The following is a 16,847-nucleotide window of genomic DNA, read 5'->3' on the forward strand; positions in this document are numbered from 1 at the left end:
ACAAGGAAAACTTACCCTGAGCTTTAAGCTTATACTGGCTGACCCGAAATCGACCATGAAACTGTTATCCTATCTCTCTCTGCCCACAAAAGCCTTCCCCTAGATGCGAAGGCTTTTTTGAAGGTGGGTACTCATCAAGCTGAAAAATCAGAATCTACCCCTTCCTTGTAGTCCATTTCCCAAACATACTTCTGCCGCCTTTTTTCCGTTGCGGTCTCCCTGGTGGGGCTCTAGTCTCGGCCTATCGTTGCACATCAACGATACAGCTTTGACAGGCTGTGACGGCAAATTGCATGCAGCTCAACCTTTATGGCAGCTGTACGTGCGGGCACGCTTGCGTGCGCCGGAACTTTGCAATTTCCGCCGGTCTGTCAACCCACGTACAGCTGCCACCCTACTGTTTGACAGCAGGCAGGTGGCGGCACCACCAAAGGGAAATTGTTATGTTAAAGATCGTCCCCGATCCACCCCACAACCACCACTCTCTCGAAGACACCATCATCCAGGCCACGGAGTACGCCCTCTGCGCGCAGACCGTGGCGCATCAGGCTGTTCTGCTGCATCCCAAGTCGCCCGTGTCGATTCTGGTCATGGCCGCGATGCATGAAATGGAGGCGCTGCGGGTGCTGCTCGAATCGGCGTTGATTCAGGTGCAGATGCCGCAGGTGGAGCCTCGCACACTGCACTAGGCCGTTAGCCATGGGTTGCCTGGGCTGGCCTCATCGCCGGCAAGCCGGCTCCCACAGAGGATCGGCGTGGCTGCGCGGCAGATGGTGTGTAGCTGATAGCGGATCTAACTGCGAGAGCTCGCCCAGGCACCGATCATTTCAGGGAGATTGAGCAATGAGCACAGACGACACCACGCCCCACACCACGGTGGGCAAGACCCGGTTCTACCAGGGTGAAGGGCATACCGACCCGCTGTTCTGCATCGAACCCGGCATCCCTTGCCAGCACGCACGGGAACAGGCTTCGGAGTTGATGGGCTGCGTGTGCGACCTGACCATCACCGGGATCATGGAGGAAAAACCTCAGCTGATCTGGGCATCGTATTACCTGAGCGCGCTGGCCAAGGCGCTGATGGATGATGCGGAGCTGGGGATGAAGCACTGACTTCACAGGTAAACGCCGCTCCTACACCGACTAAGCTTTGGGCATAAATTCGGGATGTCTCCATGGAATGTCATATCCGCCGCGCTCAGCGCGAAGACGCAGAAGCCATCAGCCGCATCGTGATCACGGCATTGCGCGAATCCAACTCGCGGGATTACCCGGCAGAGGTGATCGCCCAGGTCGAGCAGAGCTTTTCACCTGCGGCGGTCAGTGCATTGCTCGATAGCCGAATGGTATTCGTAGCAGTCAACCAAAACGAATTGCTGGGGACGGCAAGCCTGGATGGCGAGGTTGTCAGGACAGTGTTCGTCGCTCCAATCCATCATCGGACAGGTGTCGGCAAACGGTTGATGGAGGCCGTTCATGCTGCAGCGATCAGGGCAGGTGTCACGGCACTGAGCGTTCCTTCATCCATCACCGCCCAAGGGTTCTACGCGCGCTTGGGGTATCGGAAGCTTCGTGATGAATTCCATGGTGTGGAACGCACCATTGTCCTGGAAAAGTCCACGCTGACCATGACGGAGGCGGCCCTCGCGATTAACGTTTCTTGCGAGCATCTGGCGAAGCTGCTGGATGAGGGAACAATCCCCCATGCCAGCGCTGAAGGCGAGCGGGCTATCGCGTTCTCCGAGCTGATTGCCTACAAGGACAACCGAGACAAGGGCAGCCGTGTGGTGATGAATGAGCTGGCAGCCCAAGCCCAAGACCTGAAAATGGGTTATGAGTGAGTCCACTCACATGCGCTCGGCCTAACCCAGCAGGGTGTTCATTCGAGCGTCGCAGTGCTTGGCACCGGCACTGCCGATGATCGCGGGGCAAGCCCGCTCCCACCAGATACCTGACCTGGAAACCCTGCGCTTTCAGGTCTCGACCTCCATGAGCCCCGGCGTGGGCTTGCTGAACCCCGCCGTCAGCCACATCAGGTACAACCCGCCACACACCAGCCAAGCCACCCCGGCCAGTATCACCACCGTGCTCAGCAGCGACAGCAGATACAGGTTCACCCCAATCGCCAGCAGCGGAAACACCACGAACCCCACCCCGCTCAACCGCTGCTTGCGCCGCTCACGCAGGTAGTACGCAATCACGCACACATTCACCGCCGCAAACGCCAGGAACGCGCCGAAGTTGATCAGCGAAGCGGCCGAGCTCACATCCGCGCCGATCCCGATCAATCCCAGCCCGGCAATCAGCAACAGGTTGAACACCGGCGTGCGCGCCTTGCCCTGCAGCTTAGCGAAACAACGCGGCGGCAGCACGCCTTCGCGGCCCATGAAGTAAAGCAAGCGGCTGGCGCTGACCTGCACCGCCAGGCACGAGGCGAAGCCGGCGACGATGCCGCCGAGGTTGACGAAGTCGGCGAAGAACTGCCCGCCCACCTCGATCGACAGCGCGTAGGTCGCCGTTTGCGGGTCGGCGAACTGGCCGCCGGGGTGGCTCAGTTGCATCAGGTAGGCCACCGCCGTGAACAGCAGCCCGCCCAGGCTGATCACCAGCAGCACCGCCCGGGGGATGTCGCGCTTGGGCTGCTCGGCCTCCTCGGCCAGGGTGGTCACGGCGTCGAACCCGAGAAACGAATAGGCGGCGATGGCGGCGGCGGCGGTGAGGCCGGTCAAGGTGCTGTGTTCATTCCATACGGGGTGGGTGAAGCCGACCTGGGGCTGGCCGGCCACATAGCGCAGGCAGTAGCCAATGAACAACAGCACCAGGGCCACGCTCAGGACCGTGAGCACTTTGTTCAGGCGATCGGTCAGGGCCATGCCGCTGACGGTCACCGCCGTGGTCAGGCCGATGTTGATCAGCAACCAGCCCCAGGTGGGCACCTGCGGGAACTGGGCGTTGAGGAACACCGACTGCAGCAGCCAGGCGACCATGGGCATGAACAGGTAAGCCAGCAGCACCGCCCAGCCGACCACGAAGCCGCAGCCGGGGCCGAGCAGGCGCTTGGCGTAGTAGTAGGCCGAGCCGGACACCGGGAACAGGCGCGACAGCTTGGCATAGCTCAGGGCCGACAGCAGCATGGCGCCTGTGGCCAGCAGGAAGGCGCTGGGGGCGATGCCGTCGCTGCGTTCGGAGATCACGCCGAAGATCACCATGGCCAGGCTCGGGCACATGTAGGCCAGGCCGAAGACCGTCAGGGAGGTGAGGGAGAGTTTTGCGGGGGTGGCGTCAGGCATGGGTGGCCTCCTGGCGCGCAGGGGCGATGCCACGGGCCGGGCCGTGAGCGAAATGAGCCATGGGTCATCCTCTTGTGATTGTTCTAGGAAATTGCCCAGCCGGTCTGGCTGCACGGGGCGCAGGGACGGCGTGCACAGCAAGTAACTCGGGGATGGCACCGGCTTTGCCGGTGATCGCGGGGCATGCCCGCGCCTACAAGGTGCAGGGCCAGTATGCGGATCCCGGTGCGGATTTCTATAACGTCGAAGGATTAACCTGGGGGTAATGGCGCGGGGGAATCACGGCGCCGGTTGCAGGCTGGCGAGGTCTTCGCCGGCCAAAAACAGCAGTGAGAACAGCTCGCTCTGGGAGTTCACGTCCAGCTTGCGGTACACATTGCGTCTATGGACCTTCACCGTCTCGGCCGACAGCTTGAGCTTGATGGCCGTCTCCTTGTTCGAATGCCCCGACAGGATCAGCCGCACCACGTCCAGCTCCCGCGCCGTGAGCACCGACTCCAGCTGCCGCCGTGCTTCGTCGCGCCCCTGGGCCAGGCCCAGCGCGGGCTTGGCCGGTGCGCGCTCGGGCAGTTGCTCGAAGTGCAGGCGCTGGCGCAGCAGGCCGATCAGCCAGGGACGCACCAGCTCCAGTTGGGCGATGGCCTGGGCGTCGAAACGTGAGCGCCCGCCCAGCGACAGGCACAGCGTGCGCCCATCGCCCAGGGCCAGGTTGAACTGCACCTCGTCGGCGACCACGTTGTGGGTGAAGTACAGGCGGTAGTAATCGGTCTGCTGGAACTGCTCCGGGGCCACGTCGGCCAGGCGCACCAAGCCGGTCAGCGGCCGCTCGCGGCTGCTGATGTAGAACGGGTCGAGCAGGTACAGGCCATTGGCGTACTCGCTCACCAGCGGATCAATGCCCTCGCGCTCGTAAGGGCTCTGGTCGAAAATCAACGGCTTGTCGTGGCTGAACAGCAGCGCCACCCAAGTATCGACCTCGACGAAATCGCCGAGCAGCGTCGCCAGGATGCGCCAGAAGCTCGGCCGGTCGAGGTGCTCGATGCATTGGCCCACACCCTGGTGCCACGAAAGATCCTGCAGGCTCAAGCTCATGCCCTACCCCCGGGTTAACCCGTCGAAGTGATTGTTTTGCCAGTGATTGTTTTCATACTTGCACCACCCTTCGCAAATGTCACTCGCCCGCGGAAGGGTCGGGCCCAGCGAGACGGATTGCCCATGAAGATCGAAGTGGTACAGACGACAACCCGCGACGGCGACACCGCCCACAACCTGCGCGGCATCCTCGAGGCCTTGGCCCAGTGCGCGCCGGACACCGATATCCTGCTGTTCCCCGAGTCGCACCTGACCGGTTTTCTCACTGCGGACGACGTCGGCATGCTGTCCGAAGCCATCGACGGCGATGCCGTGCAGGCGGTGGTCGCGGCAGCGCGCCGGCATGATATCGCGGTGGTGCTGGGGCTGTACGAGAACGACGGCGGCACGTTCTACAACACCACATTGTTCATCGCCCCCGAAGGCATCCTGCTCACCTACCGCAAGACCCACCTGTGGGTGCCGGAGCACGGCATCGTGGTGCCGGGCGACCGCTTCGCCACCGTCGAATGGCGCGGTGTGCGCCTGGGCCTGTTGATCTGCTACGACAGCGAGTTCCCCGAGACGGCGCGAGCGCTGAAGGCCCTGGGCGCACAGCTGATATTGATCACCGACGGCCTGTCCGAGCCGGAGGTCCATGTGCATAGAGTGTCGGTAATGGCGCGAGCAATGGAGAACCAGGTGTTCGCCGTGGTCGCCAACCGCATGGGGTCAGGGCCGGATGGCTGCGTGTTCGTCGGGGCGAGCCTGGCGGTGGACCCGTATGGCCAGACGCTGTTCGAGGCCGGGCGTGGCGAGTCGCGGCATAGCGTGACCCTGGACCTGTCGCTGATCGGCAAGGCCCGCGCCTTCCATGACTACAGCGCCAACCAGCGCATCCGGTTGCCGGGTGAGCGGATCGAGCATGCCAGTGGCGTATGGGAGCTGGTTATCGATTAAAGGAGGACACTCCCGTAACCGACAGGAGTGGTCCATTCAACGAGGCCCGAACCCGGCGCTCGTTCCCTGGCGCAACAACCGAAGCGCGATGCACAATGCCCGCGCCCATAACCAAGGAAGCCGAATGGACACCTCCCTGCTGGATGATTGGCGCGCCTTGGTCGAAGGCCACAGCGATATCGATAAATCCCAGTTCATCGCGCTGTTCAAGGAGCATGGCCAGCCCCACGAGGTGGCCACCATCCTCGAAGGCCACAAGCACGCCCCCGAACTGGCCAGGCGCACGTTGGAAGTGCTGGCTGCCGGCACGCTTCCCTACCTGTACCTGCTCCCCACGCAACGAGGCACGCCAGAACAACTGGCAGCCGCTACCCGGCGATGGTTGGATGTGCAGGCCGACTTTTTCGAGCGGACGGGCGATTCAGAGCTGATGACCCTGACCCGCAATGCGCGGGTGATCTGCAAGCCCATGGCCGACCTCAAGGCTATCGACAACTTCGATATACCGGGCACCTGGGCCAGCGAAGCATTAGGGGATGCGGTTCGCGAAGCCGCCGACTGCCATACCGCCGCCGACTACGCATTGTTCGAGGCCTGGTACGGCATCGCGGCGGACTATGGGCTGGCTTGGTACATCGCCGCCCCGCTCATTGCACTGGACATCGACTTTACCGCCTACTTCGAGCTATGGCGGCTGGGTGGAGCCTTTCTGCACCTGGGGGAAGAATGCTGGGTCGCCCAGCGCTTCGAAGCGTCGACCGAGGGTAACGTCATTGAGCCTTGATCTGTTCCTGGAAGCTGACGCATCGCTTGACGCAGCAGCACTGGCAAACGCCCTGCAAGCAGCTGGCGCGATTGAAGTCACGCGTACAAGCGACAGCCTGGAAGCCTACTTCCCGTCATGGCTGACGCTGACCGCCGACCTCGTCATCACCGACCACACCCTCTATGCAGAGGACACCAAACAGCTCGACTTCAGTGTCGCCACGCGCGCCAGCATCAGGATCAAAGGGCCTGGGCCGCAGGAGCATTCACCGATGGCGGATCTGGACAAGATTGCCAATGCCATTGCGCGGACAGGCTCACGCTTCGTGATCAGCTTTCAATTCGAGCGAACTTTGTATTGGCAGGACGCAGAAGGATTGCATCGCGACGTTTAACCGGCTACGTGCATCAACTGCATTTCAACGCCTCCCCCGTCACCACATCAAAACGGTAGACGGTGTCGTAGAAATCCACGACTTCCACATGGTCAGGCGCCAGCTGAAAGCGCCCGGTGAAGATGTCGGCACCCATGGCCTTCCAGATAACGTCGCCCTCAAGGGACAAACCTGTGATTTCCAGCTCGCCGTGCGAAATCAGTGCACGCTGCCGCGCAGCCCAATAGAGACCGAAACACGTCGCCAGATCCACCTTGCGCGACCAAAGCAGGTCATGGGGAGCGGTCAGCGACACGCAGGCAATCTGGTTGCCCACGGCCAATAGCAGCTTGTCGTCGATCACCAGCGCCGACTGTGCATGTACTCCTGTCCCGCCTCCGCCGGCACCGACCACCAGCAGGCCGAAGTCGTCCAGCATTACGCCATGAACCGATGACACGCCATCGTCGCCCAGGATGATTTCCCGCGCATAACACCGGATATTGTCTGTGGAGTCGAACGTGTAGGTCGGCTCGTCAACGACGGCAATCACACCATATCGAGAGTCGATATTCATCGGTGCGCACCACCGGGGGGGCAGGGAATCGTCAACCATGAGTTTATTGGCAATTATGGGATGCCAATAATTATCAACCTGGAATAATTTCGGATAAAGCTGCCGTGGCCAGAATGAGGCTATCGGCAGCACAGGCACCCACTGACCCGTGGCTGATCGGGATCGTTTCCGAGAAACGAGACCATCACCTCCATCCCCGTTCGCGGAGGCGTGACAGCACAACACCAATCGGAAGCCACCGATAGCCAACAACAACTCTTGTCATCAAACCTGTCCTCAGGATCCCAGGGAAACTTCACCTGAATCCGGGCAAGCCTCTGATCACACCGGCTCTCGTCATCCTCCACGGCAATGACCACGGCGGTCTGGTTCTCCACCACCCGTGGCTTGGCATGAACCAGGGGCGGACGATAAAGCACGCCCCACGGCAGCACCGCCTGGCCATCGGCAAACACCAGCACATGCCCCTGGGCACTGTGCTGGAAGTGAAAACGGATGCCCTCCTCTTCACACAAGCGCTGGACGAAGTGCAGGTCCGTTTCGCCATACTGGGTGCAGTAGTCGCGCTCGGGGTAGCTCGCACTCAGCTCGAAGCGGTAAGCGTCGCCCACGATCCCATGCTCTTCCAGGATCAGGGCAACGATCCTGGGCACCGAGAACTGTTGAAAGATCCGCTGGTTGATGCGGTGACGCAGGTAGGACAAGTGCGGCACCAGGGTCAACCTGTAACGCGCTGAACACGGAGCCTGCCTCATCGGCGCGATGTGGTAGATCCGCCCATGGATGCCATTGCCGTTCATGTCGAAGCTGAAGAACGCCTCGAGGTCGAGGAAGCGTTCAAGGTCCAGGTCGGGCCATTCGCTGGCCAGTTCCACGTTGAAAAAGAAAGGCCTGTTGGCCACCGCTTCCCCGGTGTAGCCGAGCACCTGGAAATCGTGCTCCACGCCTTCGATCGTCAAGTTCAAGTGTGTCTTCTGGGCTGGGCTGAACATCCGCTGTTCTCCTCCGGCTCAAGATGAAATCAGGTACGCAAGACCCGCCCGCCTCGGCTGGGCAGCCGGATACCGCGAGACGATGGTGTTCGCTGGTGCTTGAAGCAATAGGCCGCAGGCAACCTTGGTCAACGCGCTGTCCGGTACTCCCTTGCACCGGGCAGCGGGCGACACGTCAACTCAAGTCAGACGCCACTCTTCACCTTGGTCCAGACCCGCGTGCGGAACCGCTCCAGTTTCAACGGCAGCGGCTCGAGCGGGATCAACGTGGCAATCGTCTTCTTGTCGGGGTAGATCCACGGGTTGTCCCGCAGCGCCTGTTCGACGAACTGGGTGGCGTCCTTGTTGGCGTTGGGGTACAGGGTGTGGTTCGAGGTCTTGGCGATCACTTCCGGGCGCATCATGTAGTTGATGAACGCCATGCCTGCCTTGGGATGGGGCGCATCCTTGAGCAGCACCAGGTTTTCCGACCACACCAGCGCGCCTTCGCGCGGCAGGCTGTAGTTGATCCTGCGCCCGGTGTTGTTCTTCTCGTTGAGGGCCTGGGCGGCCAAGGCGCCGTTGGCCCAGCCGACCACCGCGCAGATATTGCCGTCGGCCATGTCGGTGTCGATGCGCGAGGAATCGAAATACAGCACGTAGGGGCGGATCTTCATCAGCAGGTCTTGCGCCTTCTGGTAATCCGCAGGATTGCTGCTGTTGCTGGGCAGGCCCAGGTAGTTCAGGGCAATCGAGATGATCTCGCTGGGCGAGTCGAGCATCGCCACGCCACAGGACTTGAGCTTGCTGATGTTCTCTTCCTTGAAGATCAGGTCCCAGCTGTCCACCGGCGCCTGGTCGCCCAACGCGGCCTTGACCTTGTTGACGTCGTAGCCGATGCCGGTGGTGCCCCACAGGTAGGGCACCGCGTAGCGATTGCCGGGGTCGTTGACCGCCAACTGGGCGAGGATATCGGGGTCGATGTGCGACAGGTTCCCCAGTTGCGCACGGTCCAGCGGTTGCAGCACGCCCGCCGCGATCAGGCTGGGCAGCACGTTGGAGGTCGCCACCACCACGTCATACCCGGTGCGCCCGGCCATGACCTTGCTCTGCATGATGTCGGCGCTGTCGAACGCGTCCATGTGCACGCGGGTGCCGGTTTCCTGCTCGAACGCCTTCGGCGTCTCCGGCGCGAGCAGCCCGAACCAGTTGTACAGGTGCATCCCGGGTTCGGCGGCCAGCACCGAGGTGCTGATCCCTGCGCAGAGCAGCGAGGCCGAAAAAAGGGTTCGCAAACGTGACCTTCTCATGCAACATCCTTATCGAATCGATGTAACTTCACGGCCATCCTAGGCCCAGTGAGCGACTATACCGGGCAGGACCGGATAGTAAATACCTCGGAATACTTACCTCTGACATGCGAGTTCCTAACCCAAAAGGGGTAGATAATGCCGTTCGACCTGCAAAGCCTGGCCTGGCACCGATCGATCGGCAAGCTGATCATGCAGCTGGACCGTCCGGCGTTCTGGAGTTCGCTGGTTCGGGTATTGAACGAGTACGTGCAGATCGACAACTGGGTGGTATTGATCTTCGCCAGTCAGCAAGTGGAAGTGGTAAGCCTGCCCGAGGTGGCGGATGCCGAAGAGGTCAACGCGTTCATCCATCGCTATGTGAAGGGGCTCTACCTGCTGGACCCGTTCTACATCGCCAACCGGGAAAACCCGCAGAGCGGCTTCTTCCACCTGCTGGATATCGCGCCGGAGTACTTTGTGGAAACCGAGTACTACCACCAGTACTTCGCGCACTACATCTCGGCCGATGAAGCGCAGTACAACGTTCAGCTCGACGCTGACCGCACGCTGTGCATCTCCATTGGCAGCAAGGCGCGCTTCAGCCAGGAACAGATCACCATCCTCGACCTCATCAAGCCCTGGGTGACGGCCTTGATGCACCAGCGCATGGCCTTCGAGGTGGATGTCGAGAAGGACCTTGCCGAGGTACCGCCCTGGCAGGAAACACTGACGCAGCTGGGCGCGCAGATCACCACCCGTGAAAGCGATGTACTGAGACTGCTGCTGAGCGGTTTCTCCAACAAAGAGATTGCCGGAAAGCTTTCACTATCGGCGGAAACGGTGAAAGTGCACCGCCGGAACATTTACGCCAAGTTGAACATCAAGTCGCAGTCGGAATTGTTTGCTCGCTTCTTTGTGCCGAAGTCGGATGCTTTCTGTACCAGTTGAATTCAGGCATCTTGCCTGCCGCCGGCTGCTGCACGCCTGGCAAACCTTCAAGGCGTCGATGCCAGCGCCTCGATGACCAAGGTCGCCAACCCGATCAAACAGATTACCCCCACGCCATAACTCACCGTCCGCCACGGCTGGATACCCGCCAGGTAAGTCACCGTATGCGACACCCTGGCCACGGTGAATACCCCGCTCAGCCAAGCCGTCATGGCAACCGGCGCCTCCAGCACGACCGCCAGGCCGCCCAGCGCGAGGAACATCGGGATGTTCTCCAGATCGTTGCGCCAGGCCTGCATGGCCCGCGTTACCTGCGGCAATTCCTCAGGGCAAGCCGAACGCTTGAACACTGCCGCATCCTCGCTGTTGGTGAAGGTCAGGAAACGCAGGCGGAAGTAGCCCTGGCAGCAGGAAATCGCCAGCATCTTGAAGAACAGCACCACTACGCAGCAGGCGTAGACCGCCAGGGCGCCGCTCATGCCCCTGGCCTCTGCGCCAAGCCCTTGACCACGATGTACAGCAGCGGCCCCAGGGAGACAAAGAGCGCCGTCAGCACCAGATAGGGCAAGACGCCAAGCAACGACCCGCCCCGCTGGCACTGGTCGTTTGCCATCCAGATACAGCCCAGACCGGCCATCACATACAGGTCGATAACGACCTGGGCCGTATCGGGTCGGGACAGCAGATCAAGGCCAAAGGCAAGAAGTGATTGCTCGGCAATCATCAACGTCCAACCGGTGTACAGGGTGAACAGCAGCAACACTGGCAACGCGATCCATCGTGCGTTCATTGGTCGACTCCTTCAGGGCGATGTTGCCGTCACGGTAGTGATAGAGTCGTCCCCGCCTCAATGACCTCACAGGTCATGGATGCTTCAGCCAAGGACAGCCAGAGTCGACGCATGAGCCTTTCTCCCTTTCACCCCACGCAAACACCAGCAGTCACCGACGCCGGCAAGCACCTGCGCCGCCTGCGCCGTCATGCCGGCCTCAGCCAGCTCGACCTGGCGCTGTTGGCGGGCCTGTCGCAACGCCACCTGAGCTGCGTCGAAACCGGCCGTGCCAAGGCCAGCCCAAGCACCCTGCATGCCCTGCTCAGCGCCCTGCAAGTGCCGCTCGAACACTGCAACGAGGTGTTCCTCGCGGCAGGTTACGCACCACGCTATACGGCCTCGGCACCGGACGCCCCAGCCATGAAGATGGTGCATGACGCAGTGGAGCACATCCTGCAGGCCAACAACCCCGCACCGGCCATCGTCATCGCCAGCAACTGGGACATCACGGCGGCCAATGCCAGTGCCGGGCTGTTGTTCACCATGGTTGGCGTACCGACGAGCAGCACCTCGGGCCTGAACCTGCTGGACACACTGCTGCGCCCGGGCGGACTGGGTGATCATCTGGTCAATGCCGATGAGATACGGGCGATCGCCTGGCAGCGGGCGGCCAGGGAGGCGGTGGGCAATCCAGAATTGGCTCGGCGGCTGCAAAGCTTGCCCGTGCCACCCGCACTGGCGCCGGACACACCGCCGTCACCGCTGGTGCTGACCCGGGTGCGTGCTGCCGAGGGCGAACTTAGGTTCCTGTCCACCTTCACCACCTTCGGCATGCCGCAGGACATCACGGTGGCATCGCTACGTATTGAACATCTGGTGCCGGCCGACGATGAAACATGGCAAACCATGACGGCAGCCTATCAACGGGGAATCCGCAACGCCAAGACTTGAGTAACCGGCGCGGCGTCAGGTCTCGATGAACCTCAGTGCCAACCTTCACGACGACAAGCAAGTACTGAGAAACCAAGCTATCCGCTCAATCACTCGCGCTGCTCATCAGTATCCACCGCTGCCCCTGGGTTTGAATGTCGAAGGCAAAATCCCACCACACGGGATACGCAGGGTGCCCTTCGGCAAGCCAGAACCTGCGGATGATGTCGGCCCGGTCAAGACGGACCTGGCCGAGCAGCACCTCTACCAACCTGAGCACTTCGGGACGTTTGGCCGGCAGGTCCAACGGCCCGTAGCCGCCGTCCCCTGGGTGCAGCAGGTGTTCGATGATTTCGCCGCGAGCATCGCTTGCACAGATCGGTGAATCACCACCCACGGTACAACCTTTGCCCACCGAATGACGCAACTGCGCTTCGAGTGGTCTGTCCAGTGCAAAGGGACCATACGCGTTCAACCAGAGCGTATAGTTCATCCCATCCAACAAATGCTCCAGTCGAAGTATTTCGTCTGTCCGGGTATCCATCACCACGCGCATTGACTGTTGCTCTCCTGCTCTTGCGCAAAGATGGGTAGTCTGCGAGAAAACCAAGGGACATGCCAGCAAGTGCTGGCGACCAGGCCGATACACTTGGACTCAAGCCTGCGCGGCTTGCCCCGCCACCGCTGCGCCATCCAGCACCATGCCCTCGCGCATCCGCTGCGCATCCCGGCTGAAATACCGCGAGGCCGCCAGCAGGAACACCATGGTCAGCAACAGGGCCACGGGGATCAGGTACATCGCGTCATGCAGCCCCTGGGCCTTGAACGCTTCGCTCATCGCCACCTCGCCCGCCGCCGCCATGGCCGACACGGCAAAATGATCCGACAGTCCACCGACCACCACCGGCCCCAGGCCACCACCCAGCAGGTACAGCCCAGCGAAGAAAAGCGCCATGGCCGTGGCCCGCAGGCGCGGTTGCACCACGTCCTGGATGGCGGTGTACACGCAGGTGTAGAAGTTGTAGGAGAACAGCCAGCCGACCCCGAACACCGCCACGACCCCCCCCAGTTCGATGCGCCCGGCATGCAGCGCCCAGGCGGTACACAAGGTGGCCACCAGCATGCTCAGCGCGGCGAACACCAGACGGCCGTTGGCGAAGCGCTGGTGCACCTTGTCGGCCATCCAGCCGCCAAGGGTCAGGCCCACCAGGCCGCTCAGGCCGACGATCATCCCGGTGGCCACCGCAGCGTCGTGCAGCGTTAGCGCAAAGTAGCGCTGCAGCATCGGCACCATGAACGAGTTGCAGGCATAGGTGGCGAAATTGAAGGTCAGCCCCGCCAGCACCAGCCAGGCGAAGGTGGGCACGCTCAGTACCCGACGCAGCGGACGGTCGAGCGGGGTCTGAGTGATGGCCACAGTCTCCGCCGCACCGCGCGCGGGTTCGCGGATCATGAAGATGAACAGCGCCAGCAACACGCCAGGCACGGCGGCAATGAAGAACGGTGCGCGCCAGGTACCGAAGGCCTCGACCATCGCACCGATGGTGAAGAACGCCAGCAACAGGCCCAACGGCAGGCCAAGCATGAAGATACCTATCGCCCTTGCCCGCCGCCCGGCAGGGAACAGGTCGCCGATCAGCGAGTTGGCGGCAGGCGCATAGCTGGCCTCGCCGATGCCCACGCCCATGCGCACCAGCAGGAAGCTCCAGAAGCTGCCGACCATGCCGTTGACCGCCGTCAGCCCGCTCCAGGCCAGCAGGCCCCAACCCATGAGCTTGCTGCGTGAACCCGTGTCGGCGATACGTGCCAGCGGCAGGCCGGCGATGGCGTAGACCAGGGTGAAGGCGGTGCCGATGATGCCGATCTGGAAGTCGCTCAGGTGCCACTCCAGGCGGATCGGCTCGATGACGATGGCGGGGATGGTGCGGTCGAAGAAGTTGAACAGGTTGGCCAGGAACAGCAGGAACAGGATGCGCCAGGCGTTGGAGGCTTGGGTGGCGGTGGGCATAGTCGGGTCCCTCGTTATTGTTGTTCGGGGCTTCCAGCACGCCTTTGCAATCTAGAGGGACATCAGGTCATCGTCTGCCAACATTGATCGCGTTGATACCAGCCGATGGGACGCCGCAAGCCCGCCATCAATGCCCACAACCGCCGCCTGGACGCGCACCGTCCACCCAGGATGGACACTCACCAAAGCGCGATGTCGTAGGTCAGGTACACACGGTTGCTGTCGCGACCGCGGGCGAAGTCGGAACGATAGACATAGTTGCGCAACCTCACCCCCAGGCCTTTGAGCGGGCCACCCTGGACCACGTAGGCCAGCTCGGCGTCACGCTCCCATTCCTTGATACCCGCTTCCCCGGCGCGACCGTTGTCGCCGCTGAGGTAACGCGTCATGAAGGTCAGCCCGGGCACCCCTGCGGCGGCGAAGTTGTAGGCATAGCTGGCCATCCAGGTTTTTTCCTGCTCCTCGATGAACTTGCCGATACCGACGTTGCTGAACGAATACACCGTTGCGCCGCTGATATAGGGCAGCCCCGCCTCGCCATCAAGCACCTGGTAGCCGGCACCGACCGTATGCCCAGAATGCGCATACGCCAGTTGCCCGCTGTACAGATCGTTGTCGATGGCGCCGCCATGGGCGGCACCGCTGTCGCGGCTCCTGAAGTAGCGCAGGTCGGTGGTCAGCACCCCGCCGGCCAGCGGCAGGTCATGCACCAGGCCTGCGAAGTCCTGGCGATAGAAGCCGTCGAGCCGGGCGTGGAAGTAGCTCAGGCGCAGCGGCTTGCCCACCGCATAATCGGCACCGACGTAGGAGAAATCACCGGACGCGTTGCCGCTGTAGCCATCCAGGTACAAGCCGGTGCTGTCCGAGGAGTCGCGCAACTTGAACTTGTCCAGGTGACCGGCGGTGAGGCTCAACCCATCGATGTCGGTGCTGGTCAGCTGCGTGCCCTGGTAAGTCTGCGGCAACAGCCGCGCGTCGTTGTAGACCAGCACCGGAGTCTTGGGCAGCAAGGTACCGTGCTTGATCACGGTCTGGCCCAGGCGCGCCTTGGCAGTCAGGCCGGCGCTGCTGAATTCGTCCGCGGCCCGACCGTCGTCGTGCACCGGCAACAGACCGCTACCGCTGCGACCGCGTCCGGAGTCCAACCGCACGCCCACCAGGGCCAGGGCATCGAGCCCAACGCCCAAGGTACCCTGGGTGAAACCGGACTGGTAGTCGAGCAAAAAGCCCTGCGCCCACTCGGTCCGCTCATGCTTGGCGGAGGCCGCCGCGCGCGGCGTCAGGCCCTGCTCGTCACGGAAGTTCTCGTTGAAATAGACGTTGCGCAGCTGCAGCTTGAGCTTGCCGTCGTCGACGAATCCGCCAGCGCCGGCAACGGGCAACCAGCCGCAGAGCAGGCCACAGGTGGCCCCACGGAAAACACTTCGGGACATGATCGGTACTCTGTTGTTGTTCTTGGATGAGCGGTGGGCGGGCGCCGCGCGGCGCCCGGTGATTCACACGAAGAAGGACAAGGCGCCTGTGAGCAGCGCCAGCGCGGTGATCACCAGCGAGGTAAGCACCGCCCACTTGACGGTGGCTTTCTGGAAGTCGCCGATATCGCGGTCGACCATCCCCACCAGCAACAGGGTCGAGGCTACCAACGGGCTCATCAGGTGCACCGGCTGCCCCAGTACCGAGGCCCGGGCGATTTCCACCGGGTCGATGCCATAGGCCGCGGCCGCGTTGGCCAGGATCGGCACCACCCCGAAATAGTAGGCGTCATTGGACAGCACGAAGGTCAGCGGCATGCTGGTCAGCGCCACCACCAGCGGGAACCAGTGGCTCCAGGCGTCGGGGATCCAGTCCACCAAGGTCTGGGCGAGGGCGTCGACCATTTTGGTGCCGGAGAAGATGCCGGCGAATATGCCGGCGGCGAACACCAGCAGCACGACGGTCATGGCATTGCCCGAGTGGGCGAGGATGCGCTCCTTCTGCAGCTCCAGCTGCGGATAGTTGATCATCAACGCGGCGACGAAACCGATCATGAACAGCAGCGCGGAATGCATCACGCCCATCACCAGCGCGGTCATCACGGCGATCACCAGCAGCAGATTCACATAGGCCAGGCGCGGGCGCTTGTGCGGGTTGTCGCCGAGGATTTCCTTGATGTAGCAGTTGCCGCCCCCTGACGCCAGGGTGACATTGCCGATGCGCCGACGCTCGGCGCGCCCCAACAAATAGGCGGTGAACACCACCCAGGCCGCGCCACCGATCACGGTGGGCAGCATCGGGATGAAGTATTCGGTCGCATCCAGCCCCAGGGCGGCAATGGCCCGGGTGGCCGGCCCGCCCCAGGGGCTCATGCCACTCATGATGCTCAGCGACAGCATCGACACAGTGGCCAGGATCATCGGGTTCATGCCGATGCGCTTGTACAGCGGCAACATCGCCGCGCAGGTGATCATGTAGGTGGTGGTGCCGTCGCCATCGAGTGCCACCAGCAGCGACAACAGCGCGGTGCCGATGGCGATCTTGATCGGATCGCCGTTCACCCGCTTGAGAATCTTGCGAATCAAGGGGTCGAACAGGCCGGCATCGATCATCAGGCCGAAGAACAGGATGGCGAACAGCAGCAATGCCGCCGAGGGCGCCACCATCTTCAGACCATCGAGCATCATCTTGCCGAGCTCGGGAGCGAAACCGCCGATCACGGCGAAAACGATGGGTACCACTGTGAGCGCGACGATCGGCGACAGGCGTTTGCTCATGATCAGGTAGGTGAACGTCACCACCATGATCAGGCCCAGGAGTGCGAGCATGGTATTTTCTCTTGTTTTTATTCTGTGTGTGGCCGTCCGACGCGCAGACGGCCCCCTGCCCCACCCGGCATCGCAAGGACGCTGGGTG

General features: G+C 62.2%; 18 protein-coding genes and 1 pseudogene. 8 read left to right on the forward strand and 11 right to left on the reverse strand.

The window, feature by feature from the left end:
• Positions 1-443 precede the first annotated feature (443 nt).
• The 3 genes and pseudogenes from LU688_RS18755 to LU688_RS18765 form a co-directional block, all read left to right on the forward strand.
• Positions 444-689, forward strand: coding sequence for a hypothetical protein (locus tag LU688_RS18755; RefSeq protein WP_011534689.1), 246 nt, complete (start codon positions 444-446; stop codon positions 687-689).
• Between the two features lie 154 nt (positions 690-843).
• The gene (locus LU688_RS18760) at positions 844-1,113 is read left to right on the forward strand and encodes a DUF3077 domain-containing protein (protein WP_046854813.1); all 270 of its coding nucleotides are present in this window, start codon (positions 844-846) and stop codon (positions 1,111-1,113) included.
• Between the two features lie 62 nt (positions 1,114-1,175).
• Positions 1,176-1,616, forward strand: a pseudogene (locus LU688_RS18765) (GNAT family N-acetyltransferase); the annotation flags it as partial.
• 357 nt (positions 1,617-1,973) lie between these two features.
• Here LU688_RS18765 and LU688_RS18770 read toward each other — a convergent pair.
• Both LU688_RS18770 and LU688_RS18775 read right to left on the reverse strand, forming a co-directional pair.
• On the reverse strand, positions 1,974-3,290 hold the full coding sequence (locus LU688_RS18770; RefSeq protein WP_094012078.1) for an APC family permease: 1,317 nt from the start codon (positions 3,288-3,290) through the stop codon (positions 1,974-1,976).
• 279 nt (positions 3,291-3,569) lie between these two features.
• Positions 3,570-4,382, reverse strand: coding sequence for a LuxR C-terminal-related transcriptional regulator (locus LU688_RS18775; protein WP_038706483.1), 813 nt, complete (start codon positions 4,380-4,382; stop codon positions 3,570-3,572).
• Between the two features lie 123 nt (positions 4,383-4,505).
• Here LU688_RS18775 and LU688_RS18780 point away from each other — a divergent pair, with 123 nt between their 5' ends.
• From LU688_RS18780 to LU688_RS18790, 3 genes are all read left to right on the forward strand, one after another.
• Positions 4,506-5,321, forward strand: a complete 816-nt coding sequence (locus tag LU688_RS18780; protein ID WP_094012077.1) for a carbon-nitrogen hydrolase family protein — start codon at positions 4,506-4,508, stop codon at positions 5,319-5,321.
• Positions 5,322-5,445: 124 nt separating this feature from the next.
• A complete protein-coding gene (locus tag LU688_RS18785) occupies positions 5,446-6,105 on the forward strand; it encodes a hypothetical protein (RefSeq protein ID WP_094012076.1) in 660 nt (219 codons plus the stop codon).
• Complete coding sequence (locus LU688_RS18790; RefSeq protein WP_028690512.1) at positions 6,095-6,481, forward strand: hypothetical protein; 387 nt, start codon at positions 6,095-6,097, stop codon at positions 6,479-6,481. The genes LU688_RS18785 and LU688_RS18790 overlap by 11 nt, the downstream gene beginning before the upstream one ends.
• Positions 6,482-6,494: 13 nt before the next feature.
• Here LU688_RS18790 and LU688_RS18795 read toward each other — a convergent pair whose 3' ends face one another.
• The 3 genes from LU688_RS18795 to LU688_RS18805 form a co-directional block, all read right to left on the reverse strand.
• Positions 6,495-7,037, reverse strand: a complete 543-nt coding sequence (locus tag LU688_RS18795; RefSeq protein ID WP_028690511.1) for a hypothetical protein — start codon at positions 7,035-7,037, stop codon at positions 6,495-6,497.
• A 119-nt stretch (positions 7,038-7,156) separates the two neighbouring features.
• Positions 7,157-8,029 carry a contractile injection system protein, VgrG/Pvc8 family gene (locus LU688_RS18800; RefSeq protein WP_094012074.1) on the reverse strand — a complete coding sequence of 291 codons (873 nt, stop codon included), beginning with the start codon at positions 8,027-8,029 and terminating at the stop codon, positions 7,157-7,159.
• Between the two features lie 185 nt (positions 8,030-8,214).
• The gene (locus tag LU688_RS18805; RefSeq protein WP_160291109.1) at positions 8,215-9,318 is read right to left on the reverse strand and encodes a polyamine ABC transporter substrate-binding protein; all 1,104 of its coding nucleotides are present in this window, start codon (positions 9,316-9,318) and stop codon (positions 8,215-8,217) included.
• 138 nt (positions 9,319-9,456) lie between these two features.
• Between LU688_RS18805 and LU688_RS18810 the strand changes: the two genes are divergently transcribed.
• Positions 9,457-10,248, forward strand: a complete 792-nt coding sequence (locus LU688_RS18810; protein WP_094012072.1) for a helix-turn-helix transcriptional regulator — start codon at positions 9,457-9,459, stop codon at positions 10,246-10,248.
• Between the two features lie 47 nt (positions 10,249-10,295).
• Here the strand turns inward: LU688_RS18810 and LU688_RS18815 are convergent, their stop codons facing one another.
• A complete protein-coding gene (locus LU688_RS18815; RefSeq protein ID WP_094012071.1) occupies positions 10,296-10,727 on the reverse strand; it encodes an MAPEG family protein in 432 nt (143 codons plus the stop codon).
• Entirely contained in the window at positions 10,724-11,038 is a 315-nt protein-coding gene (locus tag LU688_RS18820) for a DUF2834 domain-containing protein (protein ID WP_094012070.1), read from the reverse strand. Before LU688_RS18820 ends, LU688_RS18815 begins: the two co-directional genes overlap by 4 nt.
• A 111-nt stretch (positions 11,039-11,149) precedes the next feature.
• Here LU688_RS18820 and LU688_RS18825 point away from each other — a divergent pair, with 111 nt between their 5' ends.
• On the forward strand, positions 11,150-11,971 hold the full coding sequence (locus LU688_RS18825) for a helix-turn-helix domain-containing protein (RefSeq protein WP_232888256.1): 822 nt from the start codon (positions 11,150-11,152) through the stop codon (positions 11,969-11,971).
• 85 nt (positions 11,972-12,056) lie between these two features.
• Here LU688_RS18825 and LU688_RS18830 read toward each other — a convergent pair whose 3' ends face one another.
• The 4 genes from LU688_RS18830 to LU688_RS18845 all read right to left on the reverse strand — a co-directional run bounded on the left by LU688_RS18830 (position 12,057) and on the right by LU688_RS18845 (position 16,759).
• Complete coding sequence (locus LU688_RS18830) at positions 12,057-12,506, reverse strand: hypothetical protein (RefSeq protein ID WP_084942532.1); 450 nt, start codon at positions 12,504-12,506, stop codon at positions 12,057-12,059.
• A 99-nt stretch (positions 12,507-12,605) separates the two neighbouring features.
• Positions 12,606-13,958 carry a spinster family MFS transporter gene (locus LU688_RS18835; RefSeq protein ID WP_232888257.1) on the reverse strand — a complete coding sequence of 451 codons (1,353 nt, stop codon included), beginning with the start codon at positions 13,956-13,958 and terminating at the stop codon, positions 12,606-12,608.
• Between the two features lie 179 nt (positions 13,959-14,137).
• Entirely contained in the window at positions 14,138-15,391 is a 1,254-nt protein-coding gene (locus LU688_RS18840) for an OprD family porin (protein ID WP_094012067.1), read from the reverse strand.
• 63 nt (positions 15,392-15,454) lie between these two features.
• Positions 15,455-16,759 carry a CitMHS family transporter gene (locus LU688_RS18845; protein ID WP_023629242.1) on the reverse strand — a complete coding sequence of 435 codons (1,305 nt, stop codon included), beginning with the start codon at positions 16,757-16,759 and terminating at the stop codon, positions 15,455-15,457.
• Positions 16,760-16,847 lie beyond the last annotated feature (88 nt).

It is taken from the genome of Pseudomonas soli (assembly GCF_021283165.2).
Taxonomy (GTDB): domain Bacteria; phylum Pseudomonadota; class Gammaproteobacteria; order Pseudomonadales; family Pseudomonadaceae; genus Aquipseudomonas; species Aquipseudomonas soli.

Coding starts and splice junctions, on each gene's coding strand:
- LU688_RS18820 (WP_094012070.1), bottom strand. CDS start 11,038: ATGAACGCACGATGGATCGCGTTGCCAGTGTTGCTGCTGTTCACCCTG.
- LU688_RS18800 (WP_094012074.1), bottom strand. CDS start 8,029: ATGTTCAGCCCAGCCCAGAAGACACACTTGAACTTGACGATCGAAGGC.
- LU688_RS18810 (WP_094012072.1), top strand. CDS start 9,457: ATGCCGTTCGACCTGCAAAGCCTGGCCTGGCACCGATCGATCGGCAAG.
- LU688_RS18795 (WP_028690511.1), bottom strand. CDS start 7,037: ATGAATATCGACTCTCGATATGGTGTGATTGCCGTCGTTGACGAGCCG.
- LU688_RS18760 (WP_046854813.1), top strand. CDS start 844: ATGAGCACAGACGACACCACGCCCCACACCACGGTGGGCAAGACCCGG.
- LU688_RS18840 (WP_094012067.1), bottom strand. CDS start 15,391: ATGTCCCGAAGTGTTTTCCGTGGGGCCACCTGTGGCCTGCTCTGCGGC.
- LU688_RS18815 (WP_094012071.1), bottom strand. CDS start 10,727: ATGAGCGGCGCCCTGGCGGTCTACGCCTGCTGCGTAGTGGTGCTGTTC.
- LU688_RS18805 (WP_160291109.1), bottom strand. CDS start 9,318: ATGAGAAGGTCACGTTTGCGAACCCTTTTTTCGGCCTCGCTGCTCTGC.
- LU688_RS18770 (WP_094012078.1), bottom strand. CDS start 3,290: ATGCCTGACGCCACCCCCGCAAAACTCTCCCTCACCTCCCTGACGGTC.
- LU688_RS18845 (WP_023629242.1), bottom strand. CDS start 16,759: ATGCTCGCACTCCTGGGCCTGATCATGGTGGTGACGTTCACCTACCTG.
- LU688_RS18775 (WP_038706483.1), bottom strand. CDS start 4,382: ATGAGCTTGAGCCTGCAGGATCTTTCGTGGCACCAGGGTGTGGGCCAA.
- LU688_RS18785 (WP_094012076.1), top strand. CDS start 5,446: ATGGACACCTCCCTGCTGGATGATTGGCGCGCCTTGGTCGAAGGCCAC.
- LU688_RS18825 (WP_232888256.1), top strand. CDS start 11,150: ATGAGCCTTTCTCCCTTTCACCCCACGCAAACACCAGCAGTCACCGAC.
- LU688_RS18835 (WP_232888257.1), bottom strand. CDS start 13,958: ATGCCCACCGCCACCCAAGCCTCCAACGCCTGGCGCATCCTGTTCCTG.
- LU688_RS18755 (WP_011534689.1), top strand. CDS start 444: ATGTTAAAGATCGTCCCCGATCCACCCCACAACCACCACTCTCTCGAA.
- LU688_RS18780 (WP_094012077.1), top strand. CDS start 4,506: ATGAAGATCGAAGTGGTACAGACGACAACCCGCGACGGCGACACCGCC.
- LU688_RS18830 (WP_084942532.1), bottom strand. CDS start 12,506: ATGCGCGTGGTGATGGATACCCGGACAGACGAAATACTTCGACTGGAG.